The sequence below is a fragment of the Comamonas squillarum genome, from assembly GCF_025309455.1.
In the GTDB taxonomy this organism is placed as follows: domain Bacteria; phylum Pseudomonadota; class Gammaproteobacteria; order Burkholderiales; family Burkholderiaceae_C; genus Comamonas; species Comamonas squillarum.
The window spans coordinates 1,942,858-1,958,185 of the sequence record NZ_CP104377.1; the positions used below are offsets into that span (position 1 = coordinate 1,942,858).

Here is a 15,328-nt window from a genome sequence, read left to right on the forward strand (position 1 = left end):
GTGCCGATGCGGCTGCAGCGGATGAAGTGAACACGGGCGCTCGTCATCGCAGAACTCCGCTGCTGCCCGCTTGGCATCAGCGGCCCAAGGCCGTCTCATGCAGGTACTGCCAGCGCACGGCCCCATCGGCGCAATCAACAATCGCCGTGGCCCAGCGCGCCATGGCTGTACCGTTCAGATGGTGGGTCTCCTGGTAGCGCAGCGCCACGCTGCTAGCGGCTTGCCAGACGGTGGCCACCTCCCTGATCTCAATGCGCAGCCCGGGCCGACCAGCAGCGGCCTGCTGGAACATGGCAGCCACCTGCGGCAGCTGCACCACGGCACCTGCGGTGGTCACCATGCTGAAGCCTTCCGCAAATACGGGCATCAGCTGGTCAATGGCAGCCCGCGCCATGCCCGGCGCGCCGGCAAAAATGGTTTGGATCAGTTCGTGCACGTCGTAGACACTGCGCTCGGCAGCCTGGGTGTAGGGATTATTCATGGTGGGTTTTTTCTGCAGGCAAGCTGCGTAGTGGAAGAAGGGGAAGCAATCCCAGCAAGGCGGCGATCGCAAATGTGAGGTGATAGGCCTGGGGCGCAGACCAGCGCTGGGCAAGCAGATTGAAAAGCATCAGCAGCAGCGCCGCGCCCACGCTGAAGGCCATTTGGCGGTTGATGTTCCACAGCACACTGGCCTTGTGGGTTTGGGCGCCGTCAAAATCCATCAGCGCCGTGGTCTGCGCGGTGTTGGCGCCCATCCCGCCGCCTGTGCCCATCAGCGCATAGGCCAGGATGAGGATCAGCAGATCCTGTGTGGAATCCACCGCCGCCAGCGCCGCAATGCCCAGGCTGTGCAGCAGCATCGAAAGCACAAACAGCCGCCCAGCCCCCACCCGGTTGTACAGGCGCCCGCACAGCACCATGGCCACCAGCGCCCCTGCGGCATACACCACCATGAAGCGCCCCGTCTGCGCCGCTCCCATATGGAGCAGGTCTTGCAGATAAAAGATATTGAGCAGGTTCACGCCGGTAAAAATGCCGGGATGGCGTAGTACACCCAGATCGACAGCGCGAGCCGCGGGCTTTGGAGCAAACGCACATCCACAATGGCATCGGCCACCTTGCGGGAATGGCTGGCATAAAGGCGGGCCAACAGCAGCGCAGCCCCCAAACAAGCCAATGCCACCACGCCCGCTTGGCCCGCACCGTAGAGCGACATGCCGAGCAAGGCACTGGCCAGCGCGGCGCTGATCAGCAGCAGGCCGAGCAGGTCGGGCCGCGTCTGCGCTGGCCTGGGCTCCTCGCGCAGCCACAGCCATGACAACGCAGCGGCCGCCAGGGCCAGCGGAATATTGGCGTGGAACACCCAGCGCCAGGAGGCCTGATCCACGATCCAGCCGCCCAGGCTGGGAGACAGCGCGGGCGCCAGCAGGGCCACTGCCATGACCAGGGTCGAGATGCGGGCCCGCTCGGCGCCTTGGAAACGGTTGAAGGTCATCGCCTGGCCCACAGGGATCAGCAAGCCCCCAGCCATGCCTTGCACAAAGCGCCAGCCCACCATCTGGCCAAAACTGCTGGCCTCGCCGCATGCCCAAACAGCCCCCGCAACCACCAGCATCGATGCTGCCAGCATGCGCCGAGCGCCCCAGCGGCTGGCCAGCCAGGGACTGAGCGGAATGACAAGGGTCAGCCCGAGGATGTAGGCATTCGCGACCCAGGCGCTGGCCGCGCTGCCGATCTGGAACGCGGCGGCCATGCGTGGCAAGGCCACGGCGGGCATGAAGATGTTGATGCAGTCAATAAAAAATCCCAGCAAGAACACGGTGGCAATGCGGTAGCGGTACGTCATCTTGGATCCCTTTGGCCCAGGATGGTAGGCAGGGCTGCGCGGCCCGTCGATACCGCTATGCTTGAAACTTTGTTTGGCCAGATTGAACAATGAACCGCATCGCTCTCTCCACCCAGCTGCACCGCGTGCAGACCTTTCTGGCCGTTGTCGAGCTGGGCTCGTACACCAAGGCGGCCGATTACCTGTCCATCAGCAAGGCCATGGCCAGCCTGCATGTCAAAGCCCTGGAAGAGGCCCTGGCCGTCACGCTGCTGCTGCGCAGCACACGCAGCATTGCGCTGACCGAAGCGGGCCAGAACTTCTACGATGAGTTCAAGGAGCTGGTCGGCCAGCTGGAGAGCAAGTTTGACATGGCCATGCAGGGCCGCAAGCGCATCTCGGGCACCTTGCGCCTGAGCACCACGGGCGAATATGGCGAGCGCTACATCCTGCCGCTGGTGGCCAGGTTCGTGCAGCAGTACCCGGCCATCTCCATCCGCTACGACACCAACTCCTCGCTGAGCGACCTGATTGCAGAAAAGCTCGACCTGGTGGTGCGCCTGGGCAGCCTGGCCGATTCGGATTTCAAGAGCCGCAAACTGGACGATTACGACATCGTGCTCGTCGCCTCGCCTGCGTTGCTCAAAAGGCATCCGGTGCGGCAGCCCGCTGATCTGGCCCCGCTCCCCTGGATTGCCAACAGCAATCTTCACAGCCCCACGCACTGGATCCTGCGCGGCCCCCAGGACAAGGAGACCGAGGTCAAAGGCAGCGCCGCCCACCATGCCAACACCTCCGCCGCTATCCGCCTGATGGCGCTGTCATCGCTGGGCATCGCGGTGCTGCCGGCCTGGCTGGTCGAGCAGGACCTGCACAGCGGCGCATTGCAGCAGCTGCTGCCCGGCTACAGCCTGCCACGCCAGTCGATCAGCGCTGTTTTTCCCAACAGCCCCCACCTGCCGCACAAGACCCGCGCCTTTATCGACTTTCTCAGCAAGCACCTGGGGCAACGGCGCACAGGCTAGGCCAGGCTTAACTTCACATTGCGGCCTCAACTGGGATCAGTGCGTTAGTCAGCATGAAAAAAACCCTCCGAATGAACTGCACCCCAAAAGTTGGACATCCATCCAACCTTTGGGGTGTTTTTCATGGCGAAGTACGACGAGAGTTACAAGCTGGAAGTTGTCCAGGGCTACGTGCAGGGGCAGCATGGGTTCAGAGCACTGGCCCATGCTCACGGTCTCGACCAAGCGACAGTGCGACGTTGGGTAAAGAGCTACCAGCAGCATGGCCTATCAGGGTTGCGCAAGAAGTTCAGTCGCTACAGCGCTGACTTCAAACTGGCAGTGTTGCAGCGGATGTGGCGAGATGATCTGTCTGCACGAGAGACGATTACCTTGTTTGATATCCGGGGTGGCACGGGTGTCATCAGCGCCTGGGAGCTGCAATATCATGACGGTGGGCCGCAAGCACTTGCACCCCGGCCAAGAGGACGCTCCAAGAAGATGCCAAACCCACCCACAGCCAAGCCCGCACAGGCACAAGCAGTTATGTCTGCGGACGACACGCGTTCGCACGCAGATTTGCTCAAAGAGGTGAAGTACCTGCGCGCGGAGGTGGCGTACCTAAAAAAATTGGAGGCCTTGGTTCAGGCGAAAAAACAAGCTGCGCAGAAAAAGCGCGGATAGTGCTTGAGCTAAGGCCAGATCACGACCTCAAGGACTTGCTGCGGGCAGGTAAGCTGGCGCGCAGCACCTTCTATTACCAGGCTCAAGTGCACAGGAGAGGCGACAAATACGCTGAGCTCAAGGCTCAGATCCGATCTGTCTACGAGCTTCACAAAGGACGCTATGGCTATCGGCGCATTGCGCTTGAACTCAAGCGCAATGGCTGTCATGTGAACCACAAGAGCGTGCAGCGCCTGATGCAGGTAATGGGGATGAAGTCCCTGGTTCGGCCCAAGAAATATCGCTCCTATCGCGCCGGGCAGCACGCGGGCGTGGCCAATGTGTTGCAGCGCCAGTTCATGGCCGAGCAGCCTAACCAGAAATGGGTGACGGACGTGACAGAGTTCAACGTCTTGGGTAAAAAGCTATACCTGTCGCCTGTCATGGATCTATTCAACGGCGAGGTGGTGAGCTATCAGATGAATACGCAACCGCGCTTGAAGATGGTGGGTGACATGTTGCGCAAGGCGCTAGGCAAGCTGGGCAGGGAGGAAAAACCATTGCTGCATTCCGACCAGGGCTGGCAGTACCAAAGTCGTGCCTATCGCCGCTTGCTGGCCGATCATGGCCTGGTGCAAAGCATGTCACGTCGGGGCAATTGCTTGGATAACGCAGCGATGGAGAGCTTCTTCGGAACCTTGAAGTCCGAGTTCTTCCACCTCAACAAGTTCAGCAGTGTGGCGCAGCTTCAAGAAGGTCTTCACCACTACATCCATTACTACAATCACCAACGCATCAAGCTAAAACTAAAAGGCCTGAGTCCGGTGCAATACCGGATTCAGGCCTTCAGTCCCTAGCTTCCAACTGTCCAACTTCTTGGGGTCAGTTCAGAAGAGGGCTTGGCCACTAGGCAGTGTGGCGCTTTCTGCTGAAGAACCCGGCCAGGCCCAGCGTCAGCATCGACAGCAAGCCGATGCCCCAACCAGCCAGCCCGGGTACAGGCGTTGGCGCAGCCGGCTCGGGTGGCGTGACCTTGGCAGGAATGTGCAAGGTCACGGTGACAGGATCGGTCGTACAGGCAGGCGTAGGGGTCGACGTATCACAGACCCTGTACTGGAAAGTCACATCGCCAAAGTACACGCCGTCGGGTGTGTAGAGAATCAGCTCGGGGTGGCTGGGATCGGGGATGCTCAGCGCGCCATACTGCGGCGCGCTCAACAACTGAACCGATGCCTTGTTGATGGCGCTGCCGCCGCCTTCCACATAGTCGTTGGCGGTGACATCGGGAATCGCAAAGGCATCCGAGATATTGGGCAAGCTGTGCTCATCATCAACGCCCTTGACCACCTCGGCGGCTGGAACCTGTGAGGCAGTTACCAGAATATTGTCAAAGGCCGCATAAGACTGGTCAGTCTCCAGCTCCCAGACCACGCCCAGGCGCTGGGTTGAACTGTTAAAGCCCATGTTCGCCATATCCAAGGCATAGTGCATCGCATGCCAGTCAAACGACAGGCCATCCGGCGAAGCGCTGGAGAAAGAAAACACCTCTGTGCGCACAGGGCTGGCAGGCACCGCATTGATATTCACCGAAGACTCCGCAGCCGCGTTATCCACCAAGACAAAGCTGTCACCAGCTTCAAGCCGGTAGAAACGGAATTTGACGCTGTAGTCTTTGTTCGGTCTGTTGATCCACAGCTTGTTGTAGAAGTCGCCAGGGTTGGCGGGGTTGGCGCCATCGAGCTGCACGGCAAGCCCAGACCAATCCATCGACAGATCCATGAACTGCTGGCCTTGTGTCGGAAAAACCAGGCCCACGGCCTCTCGGTGCCGATAGTCACCGGACTGACGAACAATACCACCCGTGAATCGGTTCAAAGGCCGCGAATCATCGGCATAGCCGGTGCCTTGCCAAGCCGGCGAGTGGCTGGCATTGGCGGTAGGATTGTTGACCGCCTTGGTACACAGGCGATCGGCCGTTTTGACTTGAACGAACGAAAAGCCGTTGGCCGGATCGCTGTAATTTTGAGAGAAAGTCCCGTAGTTGTTACTCCCCGCCGGGGTGCCACCGCCATCTTTGCAAATCTCTGCCGCGTACTGCGCTGCGTTGGGCGTTTCAAAATCGTTCTGGTACACCGTGATCAGCCCCTGGGCAAAGAGGCTGGAGGTGGCCAGCAACATGGCCGAGGAAACAACGATGTTCCGGGCGTTCCGCTGACGAGTCATAACACTTCCTTGGCAATCATGTTAGGCACCATCAATACATTTGATCGTGCCGATAAAGCAAAAGACGAAGTCTATTTAGCAAATCTTGGGGAAACACATGATGAAGGTCAAATAACGTGAATCAATGACCGTTTCATCCGGTTTGTCGCGGTCTGTGGCGCAGACCTCATACACCGCCCAGTGTAAATGTATTTATTTGTTTCCAATTCACTGGTCTATATGTATCCCGTGGCTGCCATTGATGTATCGGCAGACCTCTGCGCGTCGCCAGCATTGAGCAAGGGCCGCCTTGCCCCCAGAAAAATGCACCACCAGCCTTTGCAGACCGGTGGTGCATGCGTTGACTACAGCGGCGCTTAGAACTTGTAGTTCAGGCTCACGTTGACCGTGCGCGGCTCGCCCCAGGTGTAGGTGCTGTACCAGCTGAAGATGGTGTAGTACTTCTTGTCGAACAGGTTCTTGATGTTGAGCGAGGCGGACAGCTGCTTGTTGAAGTCGTAGCGTGCCATGACATCCCAGACCCAGTAGTTCTGCACGGTGTGCACGGCATTGCCACCGGTCGGCACGTTGATGCTGCCCCAGGTCTTGTCCTGCCAGCGCGCGCCACCACCCAGGGTCAAACCGCTCAGGCTGCCAGCGAGCTTGTAGCTGGTGTAGAGGTTGAACTGGTTGGACGGCGTGAGGGTGGAGACACGCTCACCGTCCTTGCGCGCAATGCTGTGCGAGTAACCGGCCTGGATCTGCCAGGCGGGCGTGATCTGGCCGGACACCTCCGCTTCCCAGCCCCGGGTCTTGACGCCTTGGATTGCCCGGTATGCGGGGTTGCCGCTGGGGGTGATGCCGCCACTCTCCACGGCATAGTTGTCCTGCAAGGTCTGGAAGACAGCAGCGCTGGCATTGAGCCGGCCGCCAAAGAACGAGGCCTTGGCGCCGAGCTCATAGTTCTTGCCCTCGAGCGGATCCAAGGTGCGGCCCTGCTCGGTCTGGTAGGACTGCGGCTTGAAGATGCCGCTGTAGCTGGCATAGACCGAGTAGTTCTGGTTCAGGTCATACACGGCGCCCAGGTAGGGCGTAAAGACATTCTTTTCCTTTTGCTCCTGCACCCGGTTTCTGTAGTTGGACAGGCGCCCGCCGGTGATGAGCTTCAAGTCATCGCGCAGGTTCCAGCGGGCGGTCGTGTAGAGGCCGTTCTCATAGGTGCTCTCGTCATCGCTGTAGTCAGGCGCGCTGTTCCACACCGGGGCAGGCACCTTGCCATTCCACTGGTAGTAGTTGTCCACCACGCCGTCAAAGCCGCTGTTGTCGTTGTAGTAGCCATCGTTTTTCCAACGGCGCTTGGCCAGGCTGCCGCCCACCACCAGCTCATGGCTGCGCCCCAGCAGCGAGAAGGGGCCGCTGGCATACAGGTCGGCCGCATCGCTGGTGGTGCGGCCTATGTACTGGCCCTTCCACATGCGCACGCCGGCACCGGTCACTGGATCGGGGTTGCCACCGGCTGCGGCGCCCAGGTTGGCGTTGTAGCCGTTGATCTGGTGGTTGAGTTGCAGCTTGGTGACCCAGCCATTGTCTAAGTAGTGCTCCAAGGTAGCAAAGGCGGTGCGGGTGTACTGGTCCCAGTGGCTCCAGTCGGCGCCGTTGTTGAACGAGCGCGGCATGGCGTTGAAATGGCCGCTCGCATCGAGCAAGGGAATACCGCCCCAGGTCGATGCCGTGGGTTTGTTGTCCTGGCGGTCGGCGCCCACCGTCAGCAGGGTTTGGGGCGTCAGGTCCACCTCGACAATGCCGTAGAGCACGCCCGTCTTGCGCTCGTAGCGATCGAGCTGCGAGTGCTTGTCCTGGTAGGTGGCAACGCCGCGCGCGCGGATGCTGCCGCTGTCGTTGAGCGCGCCGCTGACGTCCAGCTCCCCCCGGTAGTTCTGGTAGCTGCCGGCGCTGATGCTGGCATGGCCACTGAACTCCTTGGTCGGCTTCTTGCGCAACAGGTTGATGGTGGCGCCCGGATCGCCACTGCCAGTCAGCAGCCCGGTGGCACCCTTGAGCACTTCCACCCGGTCGTAGATCGCCATATCGGTCAGCGTATTGCCCGCGGAATAGGCCGAGTTGCGCGACATCGGAATGCCGTCGTACTGGAAGTTCTGGATCGCAAAGCCGCGCGCGTAGTACTCGGTGCGCTCGCTGTCGTAGGTCACGATGCTCACGCCTGGCGTGTGGTTGATGACATCGTCAATCGAGTGGAGCTGGAAGTCATCCATCACCTGGCGCGTCACCACGCTGACGGACTGCGGCGTCTGACGCGGCGTCAGCACCAGGCGGGTCGCCGTCGCCACAGCGCCAGGCGTGTAAGAGTCCGAGCCCTCGGTGATCTCACCGAGCTGGTTGCTGCGCACCGTCACCTCCGACAGCGTGACTTCGCCTCCCGCTGCAGATGGAGAGGCAGCCGATGCTGCGGTAGCGGGCGCAGGCGCGGCTGCCTGCACCATCAATACGCCCCCTTCCACCCGGCCCTGCAGGCCCGATCCCTGCAGCAAGGCCTGCAAAGCCTGCGACACATCCTGCGCACCATGCAGGGCGGGCGCTTGGCGGCCCTGCGCTGCGGCTGGTGCGGCGGTAAAGCCCAGGTTCGCCTGGCGGGCAAATTGGGCCAGCGCGCTAGCGAGCGGTTGTGCCGGAATATCGAAGCTGGCAGTTTGCGCCATCGTCGCCTGCATGTGCAGGGCCAGGCCCAGGCAGACCGCCGCATGCGCCAGCACGGTGCGGCGTGGCTTGAAAGTGAAAGAAGACATGAAAGAGTGCTCTCGTCCGATAAAAAAGCGACGACGGGACGAGACAGCGCTGCAAAGCGCGTGCGAAGCTTGGAGTGCAGGCTGCCAAAGCGCACAGCACACTGAGCGCTGCCACCGTCAGATGGATTCCTGCGTGGATGGCGTGGGCTGTACACCGCCTGAAATCCGTGAATGCCTGGCAGCGCTGGCCCGGTAAACGCGGGCACAGCTGCTGGCCAAAACGGCCCCCATGATACCTATTCAAATACGAATCAGTCTCATACTCAATATGAATAAGTGGCGTTTCGGCAACAGTTTTGTGAAATAACGAGCGTGGGGTGCTGGCCAACGGCCAGTGGGGTCGCCAGCCTCCGTGCGCGCGCCGTCGCAGGCGCGGTCAGCGCTGCCATAATGGCCCGCCATGACCATCGCGCTCACCACCCTTCTCATCTACGCCAAAGACATGCAGCGCACGGCGCAGTTCTATGTGAGGCACTTTGGTTACACCTCCGACTGCGATGTGGTCGATGGCCTGATTGCGCTCCAACCCCTGCATGGCGGCGCGGAGATCCTGGTCCACCAGGCCACCAAGAGCCTGAAATTTGGCTCTGCGGTGCTCAAGCTCTCGTACAGCGTGGCCGATGTCGACCAGTTTGTGGCCAAGGCCGCCGCAAAGGGGCTGGATTTTGGCCCGGTGCACCAGGCCAATGGCTACGCCTTTGCCAATACCAAGGATCCGGACGGCAACGCGATCAGCGTGTCAAGCCGCCAATACCGGGCGGGATAGGCACTACGCAAGCTCAACCCTTCAAGACCTTGAGACCATACGAGGCTTGAGCGACCCAGTTCATCACCCCAGCAATGGCGGTAAGCGCTATACCGACGAATGCCAGGCCATGCCATCCATCTACATGGGCGCTGTAGCCACCCAGTGCAGCGCCGGCGGCACCACCTAGAAAATAGGACACCATGAAAATCGTATTGGTCCTGTTCCTGGCCTCGGGATGTGTCGCAAAGATTCTGGATTGATTGGCCACCAATCCGGCTCGATTTCCCACATCCATCAACGCCATGCCAACCACCAACCAGACCAGACTCAAGCCGCAGAGGGCCACAAAGACATAGGCCAATGCGATAAGGCTGCAGCCATAAATAATGGTTCTTTCGGCGCCGAACCTGTCCACCAGCATGCCAATTTTCTTGGAAGCAAACAAACCCACCAAGCCGACAAATCCAAACGCACCAATGGCTGCAGGATTGAAATGGTAAGGCGGCTGAGAAAGCATGCTGGCCAATGAGGCCCAGAGGGCACTGAATGCGGCAAACATCAAAAAACCCGAGGCAGATGCCAGACGGATAAGGGGTTCTTCTCGCAGCATGGTGACCATGGATTTCAACAGTCCTGCGTAAGACACCGATGCTTGGGGATGTAACACCGGCAGCGTGCGCCACACCATGAAAAGCATGACACCATTGAGCGCCGCAGCGACTGCAAAAATGGCATGCCAGCCAAACTCTGCGCCTCCATAGCCGCTCAGCATTCTGGCCAACAACAGCCCTGCTGAGAGTCCACCCAACAGCGAACCAATCACCTTTCCCTGCGCTGCCGGCGCAGACGCGCTCACCATCGTCGGTATGATGATTTGCGCGGTGATCGCGGTCATGCCGACCACGGCGCAGCCGATCAGCAACCAGGTAAAGCTGGGGGCAAAAGCGCAGGCCAGCAGTGCAAGCGCATTGACGCTGATGGTTCTTGCGGCCAAGGTGCGCGGCTCGATCCGATCCGCCAGAGGGACAAACAGCAGCAGGCCCAGCGCATAACCGAGTTGCGTGATGGTGGCTATCCAGCTTCCGTTGCCGAGTGAAACGCCAAAAGTACCCGCCATTTGTGGCAGCAGCGGCTGGTGGTAGTAGATGGCAGATACTGCAAATGCACAGCACCAGGTCATTGCAAGCAGCTGGTAACGATGCATGCATGCGTCAACCTTTTGCAGAATGGTTTTTGGCATGATGGCTCCCCTCTTCTACTCTTGAGCCAGCCGGTCATTTCCCAGCGCTGCCGTTGACAGGATTATTTTTCCGACTGCCTGACCGGATTCCAATCGGCGATGGGCCGCTTCTGTATCTTCAAGTGCATAGACACTGTCAACAACGGGATGCAGCCTTCCGTCGTCGAACAGCGCTAGCCACCGTTCTGAAAAGCGTTCCACCATGGCGCACTTCTCCTCCAGCGAGCGGCTTTTCATCACCGTCCCCATGATGGAGAGACGCCGGTAGAGAACACGGTCCAATGGCAACTCCCCTCCGCTGCCGCCCCCGAGAATGCCCACCTGGATCATTCGCCCGCCTTCGGCCAGCGAATGGATGTTGGCGGCCAGATACGGCGCACCAATAAAGTCCACAACCAGGTTGACGCCTTGGCCATCGGTATCGGCGTCGATCACTTGCTGGAAGCTCTCGGCGCGGTAGTCGATGACCCGATCTGCACCCCAGGCCAACACGCGCTGCAGCTTCTCAGCGGAAGTGCTGGCAAAGATGCGAGCACCAGCGCGGTGGGCGAGTTGCACGGCAGCAGAGCCAACCCCTCCAGCGGCGGCATGCACCAGGACGGACTGATCCGCTTCGAGACGGCCCAAGTGAAATAGCGCTTCATGGGCAGTGACAAAGACCTCGGGAATCGCTGCTGCTCGCACATCGTCCATTCCGCGCGGAATTGGCATAGCCATCCTGTGGTCTATGCGGGCGAATTCGGCGTAGGCCCCTCCACCAACGATCCCCATCACCCGATCACCTATTTGATAACCCGAAACGGATGCACCAAGGTCAACCACCTCGCCTGCGACCTCCAGCCCCATCAGCTCGGAGTCGCCAAAGTTGGCCCGGCCATAGCGGCCCATGCGCTGCAAGGCATCGGCCCGGTTGACGCCAGCAGCACCGACTCGCACCAACAGGTCATGGGGCCGTACCTCTGGAATCGGCAATTCCTCGATCTTGAGCGTCTCAGGACCACCAAAGACATTCTGAACAACGGCTTTCATCAACTTGCGACTCCTTCTTCGAGCGAAATCAGCTCAACTACAATGGATTCGATGGTACGGGGCCAGACCCCGCTTGATAACTGGCCAGAATTCGTTAACGGTTTTGCGGGAAATGCAAATATGGGCGCTGAGCGCATCGCCGAGTTTTTGGAAGTGTTTGTCCACGTTACCCGTGAAGGCAGCTTCTCCGCAGCAGCTCGGCGCATGGGGGTCGCCCCCTCGTCGATCACGCGCAGCATTGACACGCTAGAAGCGCGTCTTGGAACGCCTGTTTTCAGGCGCTCTACCCGCCTCATCACCTTGACCGAGGCTGGTGCTGCGCTGCTTGTCAGAGCCAAGCGCGTGCTGGACGAGTTGGCAGATGCGCAACAGGAAATTGCGGCCCTGAGTGGTGGAGCCCATGGTGTTTTGCGCGTGGCCTGCTTTCCCACCTTCGGCAAGCGGTACGTGATTCCTGTGGTGGCCTTGCTGGCCAAGACCCACCCCCAATTGCGCGTGGAGCTGGATTTGACAGAGCGGCTTGCAGATCCTGTGGCTGAGCGCCTGGATGCGGTGATAAGGATAGGCAAACTTCCGGACAGTTCTCTGGTCGCCACCAAGATCGCCACGCAAATCCGTACGCTGTGTGCCAGCCCTTTGTACATCTCCGCAGTGGGCGCTCCAAAATCTCTGGACGATTTACCAAGCTACCAGCTCATCGATAAACTGCATGGCGCAGATTTGCTGGGCTGGTCTGACTTTCTCGGACATGGCGTTTTGCCAGACCAGGCCGTTTTTCGTTGTGATGATTTTGAAGCCATGCGCTTGGCTGCGCTGGCGGGCGTGGGCATTGCGCTGTTACCCGATTGGGTAGTAGGCAACGACATTGCCACGGGGCATCTGCTGAAATTGACTGCCGGCCCCAGCGACAGCACCTGCTTGCATTCCGACATCCATCTGCTGCGCGCGCCAGTGGAGCCCAGTGCCAAACTGCGCGTGTTCACCGAGCAGTTAAAGCGCTTTATCGGCGAGCCCCATCGTTGGGCGGTGTGAGCTGAACAGCCTGCGCGGCCCGCCAGATGGCGGACCTCGTCAAGCACCGCCTTACTGCAGTCCCAAGAACTTGAACGGCTCCGAAGGCTGGAACGATGCCGTGGCATCGCCAGCAAACGCATGGTTCTGGTTCGGGCCCAGATCGAGCTTCATCACCTTGCCGGTGGCGCGGCTGAAGTTCAGCGCCTTCAGGTCCACCCAAAAGGTATTGGGCGTCAGGGCCGATTCAAAGAAATAGAGCTTGCGTTTGTGGTCGAACACCGTGCGCCAGCGCGTCGAGGAAATATTGGGCTGGTCCGGGGTCGTGATGCCATAGGGCACGGAGACATTGCGGATCACGCTGAACACACTGGCCAGGGCCTTGTTGGGCTCCTGGGCCTGCGGCACGGCGTTCACATAGAACGACGCACGGGCAAAGCGGTCGGCCGCCCGGTTGGTGCCCGGCAGCATGACGGTGCCGCCAATCTGCTTCCAGTAGCTGTTGAGCGCCAGCTGCTCGTCAAAGGTGGGCGAGTTGGTCATCACCTGGTAGCTGCGGCTGTGGTGGATGACCTGGCGGCCGCCGATGTACTCGACAATGGCGCTGTCGCCACTGGCGTCCGACATGGACAGGTGCAAGGTGGTGAGCCGGTCTTCGCCGGGCACATTGTCCGAGACGATGGTGAAGGGCTGCTGCTCCAGCGCCTGGACAGCCTCGGCCACGGTCGCAAAGTTGTCGAGCACATACTGGGCCCAGGCGGCAATCGTCAGGCCCGGTTTGCTCTTGTCATCGAACGCCGGGTACTGCGACTCAGCCAGCCACAGCAGGTTGGCGCTCAGCCCCGCTTCGTTGACGCCGTCAGTCGTGGAGACGTCGTAGCCCGAGGTCACCAGGCTGCCGTAGCGTGAGGTCCAGCGCAGCGAGTTGGGCCCTGCCTGGCCGGTTCGCTCCATGCCGCGCGGCAAGACCCAGAGGTTGCTGGTGATGTCATTTTTCCAGTCCATCGAGCGGGCGGTGATCACCTGGTCATGCGCGCCCAGATAGACCACCCGCGTGCAGGCGATGGCGCTGCTGATGGTGCTGAGGCCCAGCACGCCCGCCAACAATGCCGTGCCCAGCTTGCGCGCAGGCAGCAGGTTCTTCTTGTTCGTCATTGGTCTCTCCCTCCCATGGTGTGATGGGCGCTGTCAGACAAGGCAGCGGGCCGCGCCTACCGCACCAGGCAGCTGCGACCCGGCTCCTGCATTTACTGGGCGCTGGCCTTCCAGGTTCCATTGGGCTGCTTGCAGAACCAGAACTGCCACTCCTCCTTAAGCTTGCCGTTGGGGCGGCTGGCTTCCACATTCAGCAGGCGGCAGGTATCGGCCTTCTGGGTCTGGCTGGTTTGCAGCGGGGTCAGCGCCATTTGCACCTGGCGGTGGCGCGGGCCATGGCTGCTGGTCCACTGCGTGGTGCTCTTGTCAGCGGCATTGTTCAGCACATCGCCCACGGCCTTGCGCAGCGCGGGCACATCCTTGGCCGGCACGCTGGCGGTGATGGTCTGGTTGAGAAACGACAGGGGCGCGGCAGACGCGGCCAAGGCCAGGCTACCCAGGACGGTGGCCAGCACCAGGGCGGGCAGTTGGCGTGCAGCAGGCTTTTTCATGGTGTCATATCCTCTCATTGAATTTTTCGGTGCGATCCGCAGCGAAGCTTCAGGCCTGCCATGCGGGCTGGCCCTGCGCGCTTCATCTGGACTCGCGTTATCAGCGTGTTGATCATATTCCATATAGTCCGATCCACCCACCCTATGAAAATGACGATGACGTTCAGCAACGCCACCCAGCCCCCAGCAGGACCCCGCCATGCCCCGCGAAAACATCAATGACTTGTTGGCCTTTGTCGCGGTCGCGCGGGAAGGCAGCTTCACCAAGGCCGCTGCGCAACTGGGCGTATCGCAGTCGGCGCTCAGCCACACCATCCGGGGCCTGGAGGCCCGCATGGGCGTGCGCCTGCTCAGCCGCACCACGCGCAGCGTCTCGCCCACCGAGGCGGGCGCCTACCTGCTGGCCCGCATCGGCCCGGGCTTTGACGAGATTGAATCGGGCGTCGCCGCGCTCAGCGATTTTCGGGACACGCCGCGCGGCCATGTCCGCATCACCACGGCCGAGCATGCGGCCAACACCGTGCTCTGGCCCAAGCTCGCGCCGGTGATGCAGCGCTACCCGGATGTGTCCATCGAGATCAATGTCGACTATGGACTGGGCGATATCGTCGCGCAGCGTTTTGACATGGGCATACGCCTGGGTGACCAGGTCGCCAAGGACATGATTGCGGTGCGCATCGGGCCCGACTGGCGCATGGCGATTGTCGCAACGCCCGACTATCTGCAGCGCATGCCCGCGCCCCAGACGCCGCAGGACCTGGCCGCCCACCAGTGCATCACGATGCGCCTGCCCACCCATGGTGGGCTGATGGCCTGGGAGCTGGAAAAAGACGGCGCTGCCGTGCAGGTGCGCGTGCAAGGCCAATGGGTGTTCAACGGCAGCCGAGCCATGCTGCGCGCCGCACTGGCCGGTTACGGCCTGACCTATGTGCCCGAAGACATGGCCGCGCCCCATATCGCGCAAGGCGAGCTGCTGCGGGTGCTGGACGACTGGTGCCAGCCCTTCAGCGGCTACCACCTCTACTACCCGCACCGGCGCGGCATGTCGCCCGCGATGCGCGTGGTGGTGGATGCATTGCGCCACAGCGAGGTGGCCAACGTAGCCGATCTGCCCGCAGTGTTGCGAACTAAGCACATGCAAGAAATTCAACGCAAATGATAATCATTTTTATGT

Annotated in this window: 14 protein-coding genes; 5 read left to right on the plus strand and 9 right to left on the minus strand. The window is 60.8% G+C overall.

Annotated elements, in window-relative coordinates:
• Positions 1-76: 76 nt before the first annotated feature.
• The 3 genes from N4T19_RS09080 to N4T19_RS09090 are packed head-to-tail and all read right to left on the minus strand — an operon-like array spanning position 77 to position 1,828.
• Positions 77-481 (minus strand): DUF4440 domain-containing protein, encoded by a 405-nt coding sequence (locus tag N4T19_RS09080; protein ID WP_182342890.1) that lies wholly within the window; start codon positions 479-481, stop codon positions 77-79.
• The gene (locus N4T19_RS09085; RefSeq protein ID WP_260719964.1) at positions 474-1,004 is read right to left on the minus strand and encodes an MFS transporter; all 531 of its coding nucleotides are present in this window, start codon (positions 1,002-1,004) and stop codon (positions 474-476) included. Before N4T19_RS09085 ends, N4T19_RS09080 begins: the two co-directional genes overlap by 8 nt.
• The gene (locus N4T19_RS09090) at positions 1,001-1,828 is read right to left on the minus strand and encodes an MFS transporter (protein WP_260719966.1); all 828 of its coding nucleotides are present in this window, start codon (positions 1,826-1,828) and stop codon (positions 1,001-1,003) included. Before N4T19_RS09090 ends, N4T19_RS09085 begins: the two co-directional genes overlap by 4 nt.
• A gap of 89 nt (positions 1,829-1,917) precedes the next feature.
• On the opposite strand from N4T19_RS09090, the gene N4T19_RS09095 reads away from it, so the two are divergent.
• Together N4T19_RS09095 and N4T19_RS09100 are read left to right on the plus strand one after the other, a co-directional pair.
• The gene (locus N4T19_RS09095) at positions 1,918-2,832 is read left to right on the plus strand and encodes a LysR family transcriptional regulator (RefSeq protein ID WP_116925888.1); all 915 of its coding nucleotides are present in this window, start codon (positions 1,918-1,920) and stop codon (positions 2,830-2,832) included.
• A gap of 123 nt (positions 2,833-2,955) precedes the next feature.
• Positions 2,956-4,331, plus strand: a protein-coding gene (locus tag N4T19_RS09100; RefSeq protein ID WP_260718296.1) for an IS3 family transposase whose coding sequence is annotated in 2 segments (ribosomal slippage) — positions 2,956-3,445 and positions 3,445-4,331 — 1,377 coding nt in all. Because the reading frame shifts where the segments join, the coding sequence is not laid out codon by codon here.
• A gap of 49 nt (positions 4,332-4,380) precedes the next feature.
• Here the strand turns inward: N4T19_RS09100 and N4T19_RS09105 are convergent.
• Complete coding sequence (locus N4T19_RS09105) at positions 4,381-5,697, minus strand: Ig-like domain-containing protein (protein WP_133248135.1); 1,317 nt, start codon at positions 5,695-5,697, stop codon at positions 4,381-4,383.
• A 356-nt stretch (positions 5,698-6,053) separates the two neighbouring features.
• Positions 6,054-8,480, minus strand: coding sequence for a TonB-dependent siderophore receptor (locus N4T19_RS09110; RefSeq protein ID WP_260719969.1), 2,427 nt, complete (start codon positions 8,478-8,480; stop codon positions 6,054-6,056).
• Between the two features lie 400 nt (positions 8,481-8,880).
• On the opposite strand from N4T19_RS09110, the gene N4T19_RS09115 reads away from it, so the two are divergent.
• Positions 8,881-9,246, plus strand: a complete 366-nt coding sequence (locus N4T19_RS09115) for a VOC family protein (protein WP_182342898.1) — start codon at positions 8,881-8,883, stop codon at positions 9,244-9,246.
• A 13-nt stretch (positions 9,247-9,259) separates the two neighbouring features.
• Here the strand turns inward: N4T19_RS09115 and N4T19_RS09120 are convergent, their stop codons facing one another.
• Together N4T19_RS09120 and N4T19_RS09125 are read right to left on the minus strand one after the other, a co-directional pair.
• Positions 9,260-10,468, minus strand: coding sequence for an MFS transporter (locus N4T19_RS09120; protein ID WP_198424333.1), 1,209 nt, complete (start codon positions 10,466-10,468; stop codon positions 9,260-9,262).
• 15 nt (positions 10,469-10,483) lie between these two features.
• A complete protein-coding gene (locus N4T19_RS09125) occupies positions 10,484-11,497 on the minus strand; it encodes an NAD(P)H-quinone oxidoreductase (protein WP_260720279.1) in 1,014 nt (337 codons plus the stop codon).
• A 42-nt stretch (positions 11,498-11,539) separates the two neighbouring features.
• Between N4T19_RS09125 and N4T19_RS09130 the strand changes: the two genes are divergently transcribed.
• A complete protein-coding gene (locus tag N4T19_RS09130) occupies positions 11,540-12,529 on the plus strand; it encodes a LysR family transcriptional regulator (protein WP_232539402.1) in 990 nt (329 codons plus the stop codon).
• A gap of 51 nt (positions 12,530-12,580) precedes the next feature.
• Here the strand turns inward: N4T19_RS09130 and N4T19_RS09135 are convergent, their stop codons facing one another.
• The gene (locus N4T19_RS09135; protein WP_182342901.1) at positions 12,581-13,663 is read right to left on the minus strand and encodes a linear amide C-N hydrolase; all 1,083 of its coding nucleotides are present in this window, start codon (positions 13,661-13,663) and stop codon (positions 12,581-12,583) included.
• A gap of 92 nt (positions 13,664-13,755) precedes the next feature.
• Positions 13,756-14,154 carry a hypothetical protein gene (locus tag N4T19_RS09140; RefSeq protein ID WP_116925882.1) on the minus strand — a complete coding sequence of 133 codons (399 nt, stop codon included), beginning with the start codon at positions 14,152-14,154 and terminating at the stop codon, positions 13,756-13,758.
• 199 nt (positions 14,155-14,353) lie between these two features.
• Between N4T19_RS09140 and N4T19_RS09145 the strand changes: the two genes are divergently transcribed.
• A complete protein-coding gene (locus tag N4T19_RS09145; protein ID WP_116925881.1) occupies positions 14,354-15,313 on the plus strand; it encodes a LysR family transcriptional regulator in 960 nt (319 codons plus the stop codon).
• Positions 15,314-15,328 lie beyond the last annotated feature (15 nt).

Bases quoted from the DNA above. Each gene is read 5' to 3' on its own strand.
- N4T19_RS09080 (WP_182342890.1), bottom strand. From the start codon at position 481: ATGAATAATCCCTACACCCAGGCTGCCGAGCGCAGTGTCTACGACGTG.
- N4T19_RS09090 (WP_260719966.1), bottom strand. From the start codon at position 1,828: ATGACGTACCGCTACCGCATTGCCACCGTGTTCTTGCTGGGATTTTTT.
- N4T19_RS09095 (WP_116925888.1), top strand. From the start codon at position 1,918: ATGAACCGCATCGCTCTCTCCACCCAGCTGCACCGCGTGCAGACCTTT.
- N4T19_RS09105 (WP_133248135.1), bottom strand. From the start codon at position 5,697: ATGACTCGTCAGCGGAACGCCCGGAACATCGTTGTTTCCTCGGCCATG.
- N4T19_RS09110 (WP_260719969.1), bottom strand. From the start codon at position 8,480: ATGTCTTCTTTCACTTTCAAGCCACGCCGCACCGTGCTGGCGCATGCG.
- N4T19_RS09115 (WP_182342898.1), top strand. From the start codon at position 8,881: ATGACCATCGCGCTCACCACCCTTCTCATCTACGCCAAAGACATGCAG.
- N4T19_RS09120 (WP_198424333.1), bottom strand. From the start codon at position 10,468: ATGCCAAAAACCATTCTGCAAAAGGTTGACGCATGCATGCATCGTTAC.
- N4T19_RS09125 (WP_260720279.1), bottom strand. From the start codon at position 11,497: ATGAAAGCCGTTGTTCAGAATGTCTTTGGTGGTCCTGAGACGCTCAAG.
- N4T19_RS09130 (WP_232539402.1), top strand. From the start codon at position 11,540: ATGGATTCGATGGTACGGGGCCAGACCCCGCTTGATAACTGGCCAGAA.
- N4T19_RS09135 (WP_182342901.1), bottom strand. From the start codon at position 13,663: ATGACGAACAAGAAGAACCTGCTGCCTGCGCGCAAGCTGGGCACGGCA.
- N4T19_RS09140 (WP_116925882.1), bottom strand. From the start codon at position 14,154: ATGAAAAAGCCTGCTGCACGCCAACTGCCCGCCCTGGTGCTGGCCACC.
- N4T19_RS09145 (WP_116925881.1), top strand. From the start codon at position 14,354: ATGCCCCGCGAAAACATCAATGACTTGTTGGCCTTTGTCGCGGTCGCG.